This window comes from Dactylosporangium sp. NPDC049140 (assembly GCF_040648435.1).
In genome coordinates, this window is the sequence record NZ_JBEZDS010000001.1 from 352439 (window position 1) to 368513 (window position 16075).

Annotated in this window: 18 protein-coding genes; 2 read left to right on the forward strand and 16 right to left on the reverse strand. The window is 70.7% G+C overall.

Going from position 1 to position 16075, the window contains the following annotated elements:
* Position 1: 1 nt before the first annotated feature.
* The 9 genes from nuoF to mqnC form a co-directional block, all read right to left on the reverse strand.
* Complete coding sequence (gene nuoF / locus AB0B76_RS01560; RefSeq protein ID WP_360367536.1) at positions 2 to 1324, reverse strand: NADH-quinone oxidoreductase subunit NuoF; 1323 nt, start codon at positions 1322 to 1324, stop codon at positions 2 to 4.
* Positions 1324 to 2121 (reverse strand): NADH-quinone oxidoreductase subunit NuoE, encoded by a 798-nt coding sequence (nuoE, locus tag AB0B76_RS01565; RefSeq protein WP_360367539.1) that lies wholly within the window; start codon positions 2119 to 2121, stop codon positions 1324 to 1326. The genes nuoF and nuoE overlap by 1 nt, the downstream gene beginning before the upstream one ends.
* Positions 2121 to 3437 (reverse strand): NADH-quinone oxidoreductase subunit D, encoded by a 1317-nt coding sequence (locus AB0B76_RS01570; RefSeq protein WP_360367542.1) that lies wholly within the window; start codon positions 3435 to 3437, stop codon positions 2121 to 2123. The genes nuoE and AB0B76_RS01570 overlap by 1 nt, the downstream gene beginning before the upstream one ends.
* The gene (locus AB0B76_RS01575; RefSeq protein ID WP_360367545.1) at positions 3434 to 4171 is read right to left on the reverse strand and encodes an NADH-quinone oxidoreductase subunit C; all 738 of its coding nucleotides are present in this window, start codon (positions 4169 to 4171) and stop codon (positions 3434 to 3436) included. Before AB0B76_RS01575 ends, AB0B76_RS01570 begins: the two co-directional genes overlap by 4 nt.
* Positions 4129 to 4800: an NADH-quinone oxidoreductase subunit B family protein gene (locus AB0B76_RS01580; RefSeq protein ID WP_360367548.1), complete on the reverse strand. Its 672-nt coding sequence runs from the start codon at positions 4798 to 4800 to the stop codon at positions 4129 to 4131. The genes AB0B76_RS01575 and AB0B76_RS01580 overlap by 43 nt, the downstream gene beginning before the upstream one ends.
* Before the next feature lie 3 nt (positions 4801 to 4803).
* Positions 4804 to 5169 carry an NADH-quinone oxidoreductase subunit A gene (locus tag AB0B76_RS01585; protein ID WP_360367551.1) on the reverse strand — a complete coding sequence of 122 codons (366 nt, stop codon included), beginning with the start codon at positions 5167 to 5169 and terminating at the stop codon, positions 4804 to 4806.
* Positions 5170 to 5315: 146 nt separating this feature from the next.
* The gene (locus AB0B76_RS01590; RefSeq protein WP_360368686.1) at positions 5316 to 6590 is read right to left on the reverse strand and encodes a geranylgeranyl reductase family protein; all 1275 of its coding nucleotides are present in this window, start codon (positions 6588 to 6590) and stop codon (positions 5316 to 5318) included.
* 249 nt (positions 6591 to 6839) lie between these two features.
* Entirely contained in the window at positions 6840 to 7532 is a 693-nt protein-coding gene (locus AB0B76_RS01595) for a demethylmenaquinone methyltransferase (RefSeq protein ID WP_360367554.1), read from the reverse strand.
* Positions 7529 to 8764, reverse strand: a complete 1236-nt coding sequence (gene mqnC, locus AB0B76_RS01600; RefSeq protein ID WP_360367556.1) for a cyclic dehypoxanthinyl futalosine synthase — start codon at positions 8762 to 8764, stop codon at positions 7529 to 7531. Before mqnC ends, AB0B76_RS01595 begins: the two co-directional genes overlap by 4 nt.
* Positions 8765 to 8832: 68 nt before the next feature.
* On the opposite strand from mqnC, the gene AB0B76_RS01605 reads away from it, so the two are divergent.
* Positions 8833 to 9768: an aldo/keto reductase gene (locus AB0B76_RS01605; RefSeq protein ID WP_360368689.1), complete on the forward strand. Its 936-nt coding sequence runs from the start codon at positions 8833 to 8835 to the stop codon at positions 9766 to 9768.
* On the opposite strand, the gene AB0B76_RS01610 is transcribed toward AB0B76_RS01605, so the two are convergent.
* Genes AB0B76_RS01610 through paaA form a run of 7 tightly spaced genes read right to left on the reverse strand, consistent with a single transcriptional unit; the run spans position 9754 to position 14649 of the window.
* Positions 9754 to 10452, reverse strand: a complete 699-nt coding sequence (locus tag AB0B76_RS01610) for an anti-sigma factor (protein ID WP_360367558.1) — start codon at positions 10450 to 10452, stop codon at positions 9754 to 9756. The genes AB0B76_RS01605 and AB0B76_RS01610 overlap by 15 nt on opposite strands.
* A complete protein-coding gene (locus AB0B76_RS01615) occupies positions 10449 to 11069 on the reverse strand; it encodes a sigma-70 family RNA polymerase sigma factor (protein ID WP_360367561.1) in 621 nt (206 codons plus the stop codon). The genes AB0B76_RS01610 and AB0B76_RS01615 overlap by 4 nt, the downstream gene beginning before the upstream one ends.
* 37 nt (positions 11070 to 11106) lie before the next feature.
* Positions 11107 to 12225, reverse strand: a complete 1119-nt coding sequence (gene paaE / locus AB0B76_RS01620; RefSeq protein ID WP_360367564.1) for a 1,2-phenylacetyl-CoA epoxidase subunit PaaE — start codon at positions 12223 to 12225, stop codon at positions 11107 to 11109.
* A 4-nt stretch (positions 12226 to 12229) separates the two neighbouring features.
* Complete coding sequence (paaD, locus tag AB0B76_RS01625) at positions 12230 to 12688, reverse strand: 1,2-phenylacetyl-CoA epoxidase subunit PaaD (RefSeq protein ID WP_360367567.1); 459 nt, start codon at positions 12686 to 12688, stop codon at positions 12230 to 12232.
* Positions 12682 to 13374: a 1,2-phenylacetyl-CoA epoxidase subunit PaaC gene (gene paaC / locus AB0B76_RS01630; RefSeq protein WP_360367570.1), complete on the reverse strand. Its 693-nt coding sequence runs from the start codon at positions 13372 to 13374 to the stop codon at positions 12682 to 12684. Before paaC ends, paaD begins: the two co-directional genes overlap by 7 nt.
* A complete protein-coding gene (gene paaB, locus AB0B76_RS01635; protein WP_360367573.1) occupies positions 13371 to 13649 on the reverse strand; it encodes a 1,2-phenylacetyl-CoA epoxidase subunit PaaB in 279 nt (92 codons plus the stop codon). The genes paaC and paaB overlap by 4 nt, the downstream gene beginning before the upstream one ends.
* Entirely contained in the window at positions 13642 to 14649 is a 1008-nt protein-coding gene (paaA, locus tag AB0B76_RS01640) for a 1,2-phenylacetyl-CoA epoxidase subunit PaaA (protein WP_360367576.1), read from the reverse strand. Before paaA ends, paaB begins: the two co-directional genes overlap by 8 nt.
* A gap of 246 nt (positions 14650 to 14895) precedes the next feature.
* Between paaA and AB0B76_RS01645 the strand changes: the two genes are divergently transcribed.
* A complete protein-coding gene (locus AB0B76_RS01645; protein WP_360367579.1) occupies positions 14896 to 15777 on the forward strand; it encodes a hypothetical protein in 882 nt (293 codons plus the stop codon).
* Positions 15778 to 16075 lie beyond the last annotated feature (298 nt).

Genomic DNA, 16075 nt, shown 5'->3' on the forward strand with positions numbered 1-16075 from the left:
CTCAGTGGGCTCCTACCAGCTCGCCGTGGAACATCGGCGCCTTGCGGCCCTCGATGTAGTCCAGGTAGTCCTGCTTGAAGTACTTGATCGAGGACGTCACCGGGCTGGTCGCGCCGTCGCCGAGCGCGCAGAACGAGCGGCCCAGCAGGTTGTCGCAGGCGTCCAGGAGCGTGTCGAGGTCCTGGAGCGTGCCCTGGCCGGCCAGGATGCGGTGCAGGATGCGCACCATCCAGTAGTTGCCCTCGCGGCACGGCGTGCACTTGCCGCACGACTCGTGGTGGTAGAAGGCGATCCAGCGGTAGGTCGCGTAGACGATGTCGTCCTGGTCGGAGAAGACCTGCACCGCGGTGGTGCCGAGCATCGTGCCGACGCTCATCATGCCCTCGAAGTCCATCGGGGTGTCGAGGTGCTCGTCGGTGAGCATCGGCGTGGAGGAGCCACCCGGCGTCCAGAACTTGAGCTGGTGGCCGTCCTGCATGCCGCCGGCCAGGTCGATGAGCTGTCGCAGCGTGACGCCGAGGCCGCACTCGAACTGGCCGGGGTTGTTGACCCGCCCGGAGATCGAGTAGATCTTCGGGCCCGGCGACTTCTCCGTGCCCATGCTGCGGAACCACGCCGAGCCGCCGAGCACGATGTACGGCACGCTGGCGATCGTCTCGACGTTGTTCACGACGGTCGGGGAGGCGTAGAGGCCGTGGGTCGCCGGGAATGGCGGGCGCAGCCGGGGCTGGCCGCGGTAGCCCTCCAGCGAGTCCAGCAGCGCGGTCTCCTCGCCACAGATGTAGGCGCCGGCGCCGCTGTGCACGATCAGGTCCAGGTCGAAGCCGCTGCCGAGGATGTTGGAGCCGAGGTAGCCCTTGGCGTAGGCCTGCTCCACCGCCGCCCGCAGCCGCCGGGCCGCGTGCACCGCCTCGCCCCGGATGTAGATCGCGGCGTAGTTCGCGCGGATCGCGTAGGAGGCGATGATGACGCCCTCGACCAGCGCGTGCGGGTCGGCCATCATCAGCGGCAGGTCCTTGCAGGTGCCCGGCTCGCCCTCGTCGGCGTTGACCACGAGGTAGTGCGGCTTGCCGTCGTTCTGCGGGATGAAGCCCCACTTCATGCCCGTCGGGAAGCCGGCGCCGCCGCGGCCGCGCAGACCGGAGTCCTTCACCAGCTGGATCAGGTCGTCCGGGTGGGCCTTGAGCGCCTTGCGCAGGGCCGAGTAACCGTCGAGGCGCTCGTACACGTCGAGCTTCCACGCGTCCGGCGAGAGCCAGCGCTTGGTGAGCACCGGCGTGAGCCTCGACAGCGAGTCCTGCGAGGGCTGGTAGTCCACGGCCATCAGGCCTTCGCCTCCTTCTGCGGCAGCGGTCCGTCGCCCGCCGGCTTGCCGTCCGATGCCGGCTTGGGCGTCGATGCCGGGGCCGCGGGCGGCGCCTGCTTGGCGGCCGCGTCTTCCTTCTTGGCGATCGGTGTCTTCGGGTCGAAGCCCGGCACCGAGATGCCGAAGCGCTCGGCGAGCCGGTTACCCGCGAGGGTGGGGGCGCCGGCCGGCCCGTCGGCGATGACCTCGTCGCCGCGGTCGTCGGCGAAGCCGGCCAGCTGGACCGCCATCTCCTTGAGCGTGCACAGGCGGGTGCCGCGGCTGGGCTGCGGGCGCTCGCCGTCCTGTAGCTGCTTGACCAGCTTCAGCGCGGTGTCGTCGTTGACCTGGTCGAAGAACTCGTAGTTGACCGTCATGACCGGCGCGTAGTCGCAGGCCGCGAGGCACTCGGCGTGCTCCAGCGTGATCTTGCCGTCGGCCGTGGTCTCGTCGTGCCCGACGCCGAGGTACTCGCTCACGGCCTCGTACGCCTTGTCGCCGCCGAGCACGCCGCACATCGTGTTGGTGCAGACGCTCACCAGCCAGTCGCCGGTCGGCTTGCGCTTGTACATGGTGTAGAACGTCGCGACCGCGCCGACCTGGGCCTTGGTGATGCCCAGGATGTCGGCGCAGAAGGCGATGCCGTCCGGCGAGACGAACCCCTCCTCCGACTGCACCAGGTGCAGGAGGGGCAGCAGCGCCGAGCGCGAGCGGCCCTCGGGGTAGCGCGCGATGATCTGACGCGCGCGCTCGCGCGTGAGGTCACTGAACACCATTAACGATCACACCCACCCATGACGGGGTCGAGCGAGGCGCCGCCCACGATGACGTCGGCGAGCAGGCCGCCCTCCGCCATCGCCGGGATCGCCTGCAGGTTGATGAAGCTGGGCTCGCGGTAGTGCACCCGGAACGGGCGCGTGCCGCCGTCGGAGATCGCGTGCACGCCGAGCTCGCCGCGGGGCGCCTCGATCGGCACATACACCTGGCCGGGCGGCACCCGGAAACCCTCGGTCACCAGCTTGAAGTGGTGGATCAGGGCCTCCATCGACTGGCCCATGATCTTGGCGACGTGCTCGAGCGAGTTGCCCAGGCCGTCGCCGCCGACCGCCAGCTGCGCCGGCCACGCGATCTTCTTGTTGGCGATCATGATCGGGCCGGGCTCGAGCCGGTCCAGCGCCTGCTCGACGATCCGCAGCGACTGGCGCATCTCGTTGAGCCGCACCTGGTACCGGCCCCACGCGTCGGCCGTCGTCGCGGTCGGGACCTCGAAGTCGTAGGTCTCGTACCCGCAGTACGGCTGGTGCTTGCGGATGTCCCAGCCCAGGCCGGCCGAGCGCAGCACCGGCCCGGTGATGCCCAGGGCCACGCAACCGGTCACGTCGAGCACGGCGACACCCTGGGTGCGCTCGCGCCAGATCGTGTTGCCCGAGAGCAGGTCCTCGTACATGTTGATGCGGTCCGGCATCCAGCCGAGCAGCTCGCGGATCTTCGCGATCGCCTCGTCCGTGACGTCCTGGGCAAGGCCGCCGGGGCGGATGTACGCGTGGTTCATCCGCAGGCCGGAGACCATCTCGAAGATGTCGAGGATGTACTCACGCTCGCGGAAGCCGTAGATCATCATCGACAGGGCGCCGAGCTCCATGCCGGTCGTGGCGAGCCAGACCAGGTGGGAGGAGATCCGGTTGAGCTCCATCATGAGCACACGGACCGTGCGGGCCCGCGCGGTGATCTGGTCCTCGATGCCGAGCAGCTTCTCGACCGCCAGGCAGTAGCCGGTCTCGTTGAACATCGGCGCGAGGTAGTCCATGCGGGTCACGAACGTGGTGCCCTGGGTCCAGTTGCGGAACTCCAGGTTCTTCTCGATGCCCGTGTGGAGGTACCCGACGACGGTCCTCGCCTCGGTGACCGTCTCGCCCTCGAGCTCCAGCACCAGGCGCAGCACCCCGTGGGTGGACGGGTGCTGGGGGCCCATGTTGACGACGATGCGCTCTTCGGACCCGGCCTCGTTGACGATCGTGTCCCAGTCTCCGCCGGTGACGGTGAAGACCTTGCCCTCGGTGGTTTCGCGGGCGGCGGCGTAATCGGTGGTCACAGGTAACTCCTCCGCTGGTCCGGCGGCGGGATCTCCGCACCCTTGTACTCGACCGGCACGCCGCCGAGCGGGTAGTCCTTCCGCTGCGGGAAGCCCTCCCAGTCGTCCGGCATGAGAATCCGGGTCAGGTTCGGGTGGCCGTCGAAGACGATGCCGAACATGTCGTAGGTCTCCCGCTCCTGCCAGTCGGCGGTCGGGTAGACCTGGGTGACGCTCGGCAGGTGCGGGTCCTCGGCCGTCACGGCGGCCTCGAGGCGGATCCGGCGGCGGAACGTCATCGACGTCAGGTGGTACACCGCGTGCAGCCGCCGGCCGTCGCTGCCGAGGTAGTCGACCCCGGACACCGAGGAGCACAGCTCGTAGCGCAGCGCGTGGTCGTCCCGCAGCGCCTGGCAGACCTCGGCGATGCGCTCCGGCACGATGTGCAGCGTCAGCTCGCCCCGGTCGACGACGATCCGCTCGATCGCGTCGTCGAAGCCCGGGAAGGCCTCCTCGAGGGCGTCCACGACCTCGTCGAAGTCGCCGCCGAAGGGCCGCGGCGAGTCGAGCTCGACCGCGCGCCGGCGGCGCAGGCCGCCGAAGCCCGACGTGTCGCCGCTGCCCTGCACGCCGAACATGCCGCGCCCGGCGCCCGTCGACGGCGGGGTCTGGGCGGGGGCACCCAGCTGGGCGCCGACCGGCTCTACGTTCGTCACTTCGACCCTCCGGACAGGTTCGCCCGCTCTTCCATCCACTTCTCGATGCGCAGCTGCTCCTCGCGGCCCGCGGCGACGGCCTTGGTCCACTCGGCGCGCCGCGCCTTGTCGAAGCGGTAGCTGGACGGCATCGCGCCGGGCGCGACCACCGGGGCGCCGTCGCGCTCGACCCGCGCCTCGATCATGCGGCGGCGCCGGTCACCCAGCGGCTCGGCCATGACCTTGTCGTGCAGGCGCAGGATGGCGTCGATGAGCATCTCCGGCCGCGGCGGGCAGCCCGGCAGGTACATGTCCACGGGCACGATGTGGTCCACGCCCTGGACGATCGCGTAGTTGTTGAACATGCCGCCGCTGGAGGCGCAGACGCCCATCGAGAGCACCCAGCGGGGCTCCGGCATCTGGTCGTAGATCTGGCGCAGGACGGGGGCCATCTTCTGGCTCACCCGGCCGGCCACGATCATCAGGTCGGCCTGGCGCGGGCTGGCCCGGAAGACCTCCATGCCGAAGCGCGCCAGGTCGTAGCGCGCGGCGCCGGTCGCCATCATCTCGATGGCGCAGCAGGCCAGGCCGAAGGTGGCCGGCCAGAAGCTCGCCTTGCGAGACCAGTTGACCAGCTTCTCGACCGTCGTCAGCAGAATGCCGGTCGGTACCTTTTCCTCGATGCCCATGGCTCAGTCCCAATCCAGCCCGCCGCGGCGCCAGACGTAGGCGAACGCGACGAACACGGTGACGATGAACAGCACCATTTCCACGAACCCGAACAGGCCGAGCGCGTCGAAGTTCACGGCCCACGGGTACAGGAAGATGATCTCGATGTCGAAAACGATGAACAGCATCGCGGTCAGGTAGAACTTGACCGGGAAGCGGCCACCGCCGACAGGCTGCGGGGTCGGCTCGATGCCGCACTCATAGGCGTCGAGCTTCGCGCGGTTGTATCGGCGCGGCCCGACGAACGGTGCGGCCGCCACCGAGAACAAGGCGAATGCGGCGGCTAGGGCGAAGAGCCCAAGAATCGGTACGTACGGCGCCAGCGACATCGTGCTGCTCCGTCCTTTCGGCGAGCCCACGGGGCGGTCGGCTCCGGGGACCACTCAAGCTGTATGCGGTTTAACACTATTCGGTGATACCTGGACGGCTTCGTCCGGGGCACCCCAAATGCGGCCTTGGCCAGTACGTTTGGGGATCAGGCGGCTGGCGCCAGGCGGGTCATGGCGTTGATCACGCGGTCCATCGCGTCGCCCCCTCGCGGGTCCGTGAGGTTGGCGAGGAGCTTCAGCACGAACCGCATGAGGGTCGGGTGGGGCATACCGTGCTTGGTGGCGATCCGCATCACCTGCGGATTGCCGATGAGCTTCACGAACATGTTCCCGAGCCGGTAGTACCCGCCGTAGCGGGCCTTGAGCTCGGTCGGGTAGTTGGCGAGCACCCGCTCGCGCGCCGTGCCCTGCGGACGGGCCAGCGCCTGGATGGCGATCTCCGCCGCCAGCTCGCCGGACTCCATCGCGTAGGCGATCCCCTCGCCGTTGAAGGGGTTGACCATGCCGCCGGTGTCGCCGACGAGGAGCACACCCCGGGAGTAGTGCGGCACCCGGTTGAAGCCCATCGGCAGCGCCGCGCCCTGGGCCTTGCCGTCGGCGTTGGCCGGGTCGGACAGGCCCCAGTCGGCCGGGGTGTTGTCCAGCCAGTCGGCGAGCAGCGTCTTGTAGTTGGTCTTGCCGTAGGCGACGCTGCTGTTGAGCACGCCCAGGCCGACGTTGACCCGGCCGTCGCCGAGGCCGAAGATCCAGCCGTAGCCCGGCAGCAGCTTGTCGCCCGACTCACGGCTGCGCAGCTCGAGCCAGGACTCCAGGTAGTCGTCGTCGTGGCGGGTCTCGCTGCGGAAGTACTGCCGCACGGCCACGCCCATCGGCCGGTCGTCGCGCTTGGCGATGCCCAGCCCCAGCGCGAGCCGCCCGGAGACGCCGTCGGCGGCGATGACCAGCGGGGCGCGGTACTCCAGCGGCTCCCGATCCGGCCCGGTGGCCGCGACGCCGACCACACGCCCGGTGCGGTCGAGGATCGGCCCGGTCACGTTGGTACCGCTGCGCAGCACGGCGCCGGCGGCGGTCGCGGCGGTCGCCAGCATCTGGTCGAAGTCCATGCGGGTGCGGGTCAGCCCGTAGTCGGGGAAGCTCGCGAGCTCCGGCCAGTCGAGCTCGAGGCGCACCCCGCCACCGATGACGCGCAGGCCGCGGTTGCGCAGCCAGCCCTTCTCCTCGGTGGTGTCGATGCCCATCTTCACGAGCTGCTTCACCGCGCGGGGCGTGAGCCCGTCGCCGCAGACCTTCTCGCGCGGGAACTCGGTCTTCTCCAGCAGCAGGACCCGAAGCCCGTGCCGGGCGAGGTGAAACGCCGCGGACGAGCCGCCCGGCCCGGCGCCGACGACGATGACATCCGCGTCTTTCCCGGTGTCGGTCACAGCCGTCACACCCCCTACCGTTCTACTTCCGCTCGGCTCGTGAAAGTCTTCACAAAGTCGCCCGAGGAGCAGTCTAGAACCGTGAAGTGCGCCGCTGCCGGTAAGGCGACCCTAATTTTTCACCCGACCGGGGACACCTTTGATCTGTACACCCGACGCGCTTTTCGTGATCCACTGACCCAGCTTGTCGTGGGCAGCACGTCACCGCACGGATATTGTGAGTAACCGCGCGGCGCAGTGCGAAATGTGTCAGATGCGGAAGCCGCGGTGCAGCGCCACCACGCCACCGGTCAGGTTGCGCCACGCGACCTTGCGCCAGCCGTTCTCGGCGATCTTGGCGGACAGCCCCTGCTGGTCCGGCCAGGCCTTGATGGACTCGGCGAGGTAGACGTAGGCGTCCGGGTTGCTCGACACCCGCTTCGCGATCGGCGGGATCGCGCCCACCAAATAGCCCTGGTAGGCGGCGCGGAACGGCCGCCACGTCGGGGTCGAGAACTCGCAGATCACCAGCCGGCCGCCCGGCTTGGTCACGCGGGCCATCTCGGCCAGGGCCCCGGCGGTGTCGGCGATGTTGCGCAGCGCGAAGGAGATCGTGACCGCGTCGAACGTCCGGTCGGCGAAGGGCAGGTGCAGCGCGTCGGCGGCCAGCAGCGGCACCTCGGGGCGCTTCGCACGGCCCGCCTGCAGCATGCCGACCGAGATGTCGGCGCCGACCGCGTAGGCGCCCGAGCGGGCCAGCTCCAGCGTCGACACGCCGGTGCCGGCGCCGAGGTCGAGCACGTTCTCGCCGTCCTTGAGGCCCAGCGCCAGGCGCGTCTCGCGGCGCCACATGCGGTCGCGGCCGCCCGACAGGACCGTGTTGGTCAGGTCGTAACGGCGGGCGACGCCGTCGAACATCGCCGCGACCTCGTGCGGCTGCTTGTCCAGGGAGGCGCGGCTCATGAGTTCACCGGAGTAAGAGGAAGGCTGCGGCCCGTGCCGCCGCCGGGGATGGCGATGGAGGAGAAGTGCGACTGGACCCGCTCGTCGGTCGGATCGTCCGCCTCGGTCCAGTGCACCTCGAGGTGGCGGTACTGCGTGTCGCGCTGGGCCGGGATGCGGTCCGCGCCCCGGATCATCTGCACCAGCTCGGTCAGACGCGAGCGGTGCCGGGCGCCGGCGGAGGAGATCACGTTCTCCTCCAGCATGATCGAGCCGAGGTCGTCGACGCCGAGGTGCAGCGACACCTGGCCGACGTCCTTGCCCGTGGTCAGCCACGAGGACTGCAGGTGCGGGATGTTGTCGAAGAACAGCCGGGCGACCGCGACCAGCCGCAGGTACTCCAGGCTGGTGGCCTGCGTGCGCCCCTTGAGGTGGTTGTTCTCCGGCTGGTAGGTCCACGGGATGAAGGAGCGGAACCCGCCGACGGTGCCGGCCAGGTCGGCCTCGACCGAGTAGCCGTTGGCGACCGCCTGGTCCTGCACCTCGCGGATCAGCCGCAGGTGCTCGATGCGCTCGGCGTTGGTCTCGCCGGTGCCCATCATCATCGTCGCGGTCGAGGAGACGCCGAGCTTGTGCGCGACGGCCATGACTTCGAGCCAGCGCGCGCCGGACTCCTTCAGCGGCGCGATCGCCTTGCGGGGCCGGTCGGGCAGCATCTCCGCGCCGGCGCCGGCGATGGAGGCCAGGCCCGCCGCCTTGATCCGGGTGATCGCCTCCTCGATCGAGGTGCCCGAGACCTTGGCCATGTGCAGCACCTCGGACGGGCCGATCGAGTGGATGACCAGGCCCGGGAACGCCTCGTGGACCGCGGAGAAGAGCTCCTCGTAGTACTCCACCCCGTAGTCGGGGTGGTGCCCGCCCTGCAGCATCACCTGGGTCGCGCCGAGGTCGAGCGCCTCCGCGCAGCGGCGCAGGATCTCCTCGGTGCCGTGCGTCCAGCCCTCGGCGTGCTTCGGCGCCCGGTAGAAGGCGCAGAACTTGCAGGCCGTGACGCAGACGTTGGTGTAGTTGATGTTGCGGTCGATGATGTAGGTGACGATGTTGTCCGGGTAGCGACGCCGGCGCACCGTGTCGGCGGCCTCGCCCAGCGCGTGGAAGGGCGCCTCCGTGTAGAGCAGGAGCGCCTCGTCCGCGCCGATCCGCCCGCCGTCGGCGGCACGCTGCAGAATCTCGCTGATCACCGGAGCAGTCACACCCAAGAGCGTACCCAGGTCACCCACGCCGTCGAGCAGGCGTGCCTAGTATCACGGGAGTGATTGATATGCGTTACCGGCGCCTCGGGCGCTCGGGCCTCACCGTCTCCGTGGTCGGCATCGGCTGCAACCAGTTCGGCCGGATCGACGCCGCGAGCAGCGCGGAGGTCGTCGCCGCGGCCCTCGACCACGGCGTGACCCTCTTCGACACCGCCGACATCTACGGCGCCACGCCCGGCTCGTCCGAGGAGGCGCTCGGCGCGGCCCTCGGCAAGCACCGCGACGACGTGGTCGTGGCCACCAAGTTCGGCATGGACGCCCGTGGGCTGCACGGCCCGGACTGGGGCGCCCGCGGGAGCCGGCGCTACATCGTGCGCGCCGCCGAGGCCTCGCTGCGCCGGCTCGGCACCGACTACATCGACCTGTACCAGCTGCACCAGCCCGACCCGACCACCCCGATCGAGGAGACCCTGGCCGCGCTGGACGACCTGGTCCGCTCGGGCAAGGTGCGCTACGTCGGCCACTCCAACTTCTCCGGCTGGCAGACCGCCGACGCGGCCTGGGTCGCCGAGACCCAGCACCTGACCCCGTTCGTCAGCGCCCAGAACCGGTACTCCCTGCTCGACCGGAGCGTCGAGGCCGAGCTCGTGCCGGCCCTGGAGCGCTTCGGCCTCGGCCTGCTGCCGTTCTTCCCGCTCGAGATGGGCCTGCTCACCGGCAAGTACCGCCGCGGCGACGCCCCGCCCGCCGGGACCCGGCTGGCCCGCGAGGGCATGGAGCGCGTGCTCGCCGGCGCGCCGTGGGACCGCATCGAGCGCCTCGCCGCGTTCGGCGCCGAGCGCGGCCTCGACCCGCTGACCGTCGCCATCGGCGGGCTGGCCGCGAAGCCGGCCGTGGCCAGCGTGATCGCGGGCGCCACGAAGGCCGAGCAGGTCGCGGCCAACGTCGCCGCGGCGGGCTGGGAGCCCACCGCGGACGACCTGGCCGAGCTAGCGCAGATTTAGCTTCCCGACGATCTCGGTCGGGGTGCCGGTCGTGGATCCGCCTTTCGGCTCCTTGCTCAGGCCGAAGGTCGGCTTCAGGCCCTCGATGTAGAAGCGGCCGCTGCCCGCCTCGGTCAGGCCCACCGGGCGGTAGGAGGCGGCCTCGGTGTCGACCATCCACAGCTGGTAGGCCCCGTCGGGCTTGCGGAGGTTGCTCAGCAGGGCCACTCCGGCGTTGTGCGACGGGGAGACGACCATGGTGATCCGGCCGCCCTCGACCTCCTGGCTGACCAGGTGGGCGTCGGCGGCCGCGAGCACCGCGTCGATCGACGCGCTCGAGGCGTAGTGCTGCCGGGTGAGCGCCCACGTGCCGGTGCTCACCCCGCCGGCGAAGAGGACGGCCGCCGCAGCCGAGGCGACCCAGGCCCGCCACCGGCCGGGCTCCCGGCGCTGGGCCGGTGCGGGGCGGATGCGCTCCTGCGGGGTGCTCGCGATCTGGGCCAGCACGGCACCGCGCAGCCGGGGCGGGGGCGCCTCGGCGACCGGCCCGGCCAGCCGGGTCGCGGTCTCGCGCAGCTCGGCCACCTCGGCCGAGCAGGCGGGGCAGTCGCGCAGGTGCCGCTCGAACGCGACCCGCTCGAGGTCGTCGACGGCGTCGAGGGCGTACGCGCCGACGAGCGCATGAATGTCCACGGCTCCCGTCATGACAACGCCACCCCCAGGCAGTCGCGCATGCGGATCAGGCCGTCGCGCATCCGGGTCTTGATCGTCGGCAGCGCGGCACCGAGGAGATCCGCGACCTCCCGGTAACTGTTGCCGCCGTAGTAGGCCAGCGTGATCGCCTCGCGCTGGAGCTCGGTCAGGCCGTCGAGGCACCGGCGCACCTGCTGCCGCTCGATGCGGGCGGTCGCGGCCTCGACCACCTCGTCGTAGGGCGTCTCGACGCTGACCGCGGCGGCCCGGCGGACCCGCTCGACGCCGGCCTGCTCCGAGCGCACCCGGTCGACGGCCCGGCGGTGGGCGATGGTGAAGACCCAGGCGGTGGCCGAGCCCCGGGCCGGGTCGAAGCGGCCGGCGGTACGCCAGACCTCGACCATGATCTCCTGGGTGACTTCCTCGGACTGGGCGGGGTCGCGCAGGACCCGGCGGACCAGCCCGTACACGCGGGCGGACACCAGGTCGTAGAGCTCGGTGAAGGCCCGCTCGTCGCCGCGGCCCACCCGGGCCAGCAGCTCATCCGCGTCGGGCGGGCGCGACTGCGGCGGTGGTACCGCGACGAGCCGCTGCGTGGGCCGCTCCTGTTCCGGTCTCATGTCGCTCATTCGGAACGGTCGCCGATCCGGATGGGTGTGACACGGGTCATGCGTCGAAGTCGACCACAACACGGTCCGAGATCGGCATCGCCTGACAGGTCAGGACATAACCGGCGGCGAGCTCGTCGGGCTCCAGCGCGAAGTTGCGCGCCATCTCGACCCGGCCCTCGACCACCTTGGCGCGGCAGGTCGAGCAGACGCCGCCCTTGCACGCGTACGGCAGCTCAGGCCGCGCCCGCAGCGCCGCGTCGAGCACCCGCTCGTCGTGGGCCATCGTGAACGTCGTCGCGCGGCCGTCGAGCACGATGCCGACCTCGGCCCGCTCGCCGGCGTCCTCGGGCGCCGCGGCCGGGCGTGCCGCCGGCGGGGCGTCGTCGACGTGGAAGAGCTCAGTGTGTACCGCCGAATCCTCGACGCCCCGCGCGGACAGCGCCACCTTCGCGTCCAGCACCAGGCCGTAGGGGCCGCAGAGGAACCACTCGTCGACCGTCCCGGCCGGCAGCAGCGCGTCGAGGACCGCGCCGATGCGCGCCTCGTCGAGCCGGCCGGACAGCAGCGGCGACTCCTGCGCCTCCCGCGACAGCACGTGTACGACGTGCAGCCGCTCCCGGTGCCGGTCCTTGAGATCGGCCAGCTCCTCAGCGAACATCACCGAGGCGGCCGCCCGGTTGCCGTAGACCACCGTGACCCGGCTTTCGGGCTCGGTCTCCAGCGCCGTGGCGGTCAGCGAGAGCACCGGTGTGATGCCGGAGCCGGCCGCGACGGCCGCGTAGTGCCGGGCCCGGCCCGGGTCGAACGCCGTGGTGAAGTGCCCGAGCGGCGGCAGCACGTCGACCTCGTCGCCCGGCGCGAGCCCGGACAGCGCGTAGGTCGAGAACGCCCCGCCGACGACCCGCTTGATGCCGATCCGCAGCTCCCCCTCGTCGCGCAGGCGCGACGGGGTCGAGCAGATGGAGTACGACCTCCGGATCTCTTCCCCGGTCTCGCCGTGCCGCCGCACGGTGAGGTGCTGGCCGGCCCGGAACGCGAAGAGGTCCCGCAGCTCGGCCGGCACGTCGAAGGTCACGGCCACGGCGTCGTCGGTCAGCCGCTCGACGTCGACGACGGCGAGGCGGTGGAACATGGGCCGCCGCTTCACCGGCCGGCGGATCTCCGAAACGGTCATGTCCTCAGATCGCCTTCACGCGCTCGAACGGTTCGCGGCACGCCCGGCAGCGCCAGAGCGCCTTGCAGGCCGTGGCGCCGAACCGGGACAGCTCCTCGGTCTCGGGCGAGCCGCACCGGGGGCAGCGCACGCTCAGCGTCAGCCTGGTCCTGGTCGAGGACGGCGGCGCGATCCCGGCCGCGGCCAGCTTCTCGAGGCCGGCGGCGGTGATCCAGTCGGTGGTCCACGGCTCGGCGAGCGTGGTGTCGACGGCCACGTCGGCGTACCCGTCGGCGTGCAGGGCCGCGGTGATGTCGGCGCGGATCGCGTCCATGGCGGGGCAGCCGGAGTACGTCGGCGTGATCGTGACCGTCACGCGCCCGTCACGCTCGGCCACGTCGCGCAGGATGCCGAGCTCCTCGATGGTGACGACCGGCAGCTCCGGGTCGCGGACCGCGGCCACCGTCGCGCGCGCGCTCACCACGTCGCCCCGGGGTGTGCGCGGTGCAGCACCTGCATCTCGGCGAGCAGTTTGGAAAGCTCCTCGGTGTGTACCCCCTGCCGGCCGCCCGAGGGCGCCCAGCCGTCGGCGGGCCGGTTCAGCGTCGCCTTCCGCAGCACCTCGGTGATCTCCGCCAGCCAGGGCTCCTTCAGGCTCGCGGCCTCGCCCTCGAACAGCTCGTGCGTGTAGGGCCAGAGCGCGTCGACGGCGGACTGCATGCGCCGGTGCGACTCCTCGGTGCCGTCGCCGAGGCGCACGGTCCACAGGGCGGCGTGCTCGGCGTGGTACGTGGACTCCTTGCGCGTCTTGGCCCCGATCCCGGCCAGCCGCGCGTCGTCGCCGGCGGCCAGGCGCTCGTACCGCAGCCGCTGGTACACGGCCAGGAACAGCAGCTTGCCGATGGTCACCGCGAAGTCGCCGTTGTCCAGCTCGACCAGCAGCGCGTTGCGGAACTCGCGGTCCCCGCGCAGGAACGCCAGGTCGTCCTCGGTCTTCTGCACGGCCTCGCCGGCGTAGGTGAGCAGGAGCCGGGCCGCGCCGAGCTGGTCGAGGGCGATGTTGGCCAGCGCGATGTCCTCTTCCATCTCCGGCGCGCGCGAGCACCATTCGGCGAGGCGCTGCGCCGCGATGAGCGCGTCGTCGCCGAGCTCGAGGGCCGTGTCGCTCATATGTGCTCCGCGCCTTCGGGGACGGTGTAGAAGGTCGGGTGGCGGTACACCTTGTCGGCCGCCGGCTCGAAGAAGGCGTCCTTCTCGTCGGGGCTGCTCGCGGTGATCGCGCTCGCCGGGACGACCCAGATCGAGACGCCCTCCTGGCGGCGGGTGTAGACGTCGCGGGCGTTGCGCAGGGCCATCTCGGCGTCGGGCGCGTGCAGGGAGCCGACGTGCGCGTGCGAGAGCCCGCGGCGCGGCCGGACGAACACCTCCCAGAGCGGCTCAGACATGCTGCTTCTCCGCATAGGCCTTGGCGGCTTCCCGCACCCAGGCGCCGTCCTCGTGGGCACGGCGGCGGTGCGCCATGCGCTGGCGGTTGCAGGGACCCTCGCCCTTGATCACGCGCATCAGCTCGTCGTAGTCGGGCTGGGTGTAGTCGTGCGCCTTCCGCTCCTCGTTCCACCTGAGATCCGGGTCGGGCAGCGTTATCCCGAGGACCCCGGCCTGCTGGACGCACATGTCCACGAACCGCTGCCGGAGCTCGTCGTTGGAGAAGCGCTTGATCTTCCAGGCCATCGAGCGCTCGGAGTGCGTGGAGTCGCCGTCGGGCGGGCCGAACATGGCCAGCGACGGGTACCACCAGCGGTCGACGGCGTCCTGGGCCATCGCCTTCTGCGCCTCGGTGCCGTGCGAGAGCGTGTGCAGGATCTCGTACCCCTGCCGCTGGTGGAACGACTCCTCCTTGCAGATGCGGATCATGGCGCGCGCGTAGGGCCCGTAGGAGCACCGGCACAGCGGCACCTGGTTCACGATCGCGGCACCGTCCACGAGCCAGCCGATGGCGCCGATGTCGGCCCAGGTCAGCGTCGGGTAGTTGAAGATCGAGCTGTACTTCTGGCGGCCCTCGACCAGCATCTCGACCAGCTCCTCGCGGGACACGCCGAGGGTCTCGGCGGCCGCGTAGAGATACAGCCCGTGCCCGGCCTCGTCCTGCACCTTGGCCAGCAGGATCGCCTTGCGCTGCAGCGAGGGCGCGCGCGAGATCCAGTTGCCCTCGGGCTGCATGCCGATGATCTCGGAGTGGGCGTGCTGGGCGATCTGACGGATCAGCGTCTTGCGGTACGCCTCGGGCATCCAGTCCCGCGGCTCGACCTTCTGGTCGGCCGCCACGATCGCGTCGAAGTACTCCTGCAGGTCTCCCCGGTCTTCAACGACCGAGCTTTTTCGGGAAAGCGCCTGCTCCGCGCTGTCCACCTGCTCGAGGAGGGGGGCGAAGTCGTTGCCGTACACACCTCCAGTGTTACAGCTTCCGACACTAGCGGCAAGAAGGTGTCACATCACGTCGAGGGAACTACCAGGGACTTTTGAGCACGTCCGGGCTGCGGGTGATTCGGTTGAACGAAAGACTGATCGGGCAATACCTCACGCGGGGTGAACTGCCGGTTCTCTTACGTCGTGTTAACACCGGCAACACCCGCTCATGACCGACGGTCGATGGAATCGTCGTGACGGCCGCCAGGGAGGGACCACCGACTGATGCGCAAGCGTGTCGGACTGACCGCGTTCGTACTGCTCGTGGCGGCGCTGCTGGTCGGCGTACCTTTCGTCTGGGGCAACGATCTGCTCGGGGCCAGCTCCGACGCCGCCGCGCCCGCGGCCCCCGCGCCGAACGAAAGCCCCGCGGCCAGCGAGGCCCCCACACGCAGGGCGGCCCCGGCCGCGCCGACCGCCCCGACCCTGCCGCCCGCCCTGCTCCACCCGGCGACGGTCGCGGTCGACGCCACCGGCTTCTGGTCGTGGACCGTCCTGGACCGCCGCACGGGCGCGATGGCCGGCTCGGACAACGCGAACAGCGCCCAGCGGACCGCCTCAATGATCAAGGCGTGGCTCGCGTCCGACTACCTGCGCCGCAACCCCAACCCGAGCAAGTCGAACCTTTCGCAGCTCAGCCTCATGATCCGCAACAGCGACAACAACGCGGCCGCGTACTTCTGGGGCCTCGACGGCAAGTCCGCCAGCATCACGCGCCTCGTGCAGACCTGCGGGCTGACCGACTCGAAGGCGTACATCGACTGGGCCTCGACCCTGGTCTCCGCCCGCGACGCGGCCCGGATGGGCGCGTGCATCGGCGACGGGCGGGCGGCCGGCCCGAAGTGGACGGACTGGCTGCTCAACGAGATGCGCAACGTGGCGAAGGACCAGAAGTTCGGCATCACGCCGGCGTTGCCCGCGGCGGAGCAGGCGGGGACGGCGGTGAAGAACGGGTGGATCGCCCGGAGCGACGGAAAATGGCACGTGAACTGCATGGCGATCGGGACGGACTGGGTGCTGAGCGTGCTGACGGTGTACCCGGCCGCGAAGGGGCAGGGCTACGGCGAGAACATCTGCTCGAGCGTGACCAGGCAGTTGCAGGCCTGACCGGCGTGATTGGCCCGACCGACGCGACCGATCCGACCGACGCGACTCGTCCCACCTGGGCGACTCGTCCCACCGGCGCGACCAAGCCGACCCGCTCGGCCGGTTGCTGGCGCTCTCGGGCCACACGACGAGGTCGGGCCGCGGTGTGGTCGAGCACGACGAGCATCCAGCGTCCGACTGGCACGACTGGCCCCACCTGCACGGCTGGTCCGACCGGCGTGACTGATCCGACCCCCGTGACGAAAAGTCCGACACTTCGTGATCGGACTTTTCGCATTTATACCCCGTCCGGAGATAA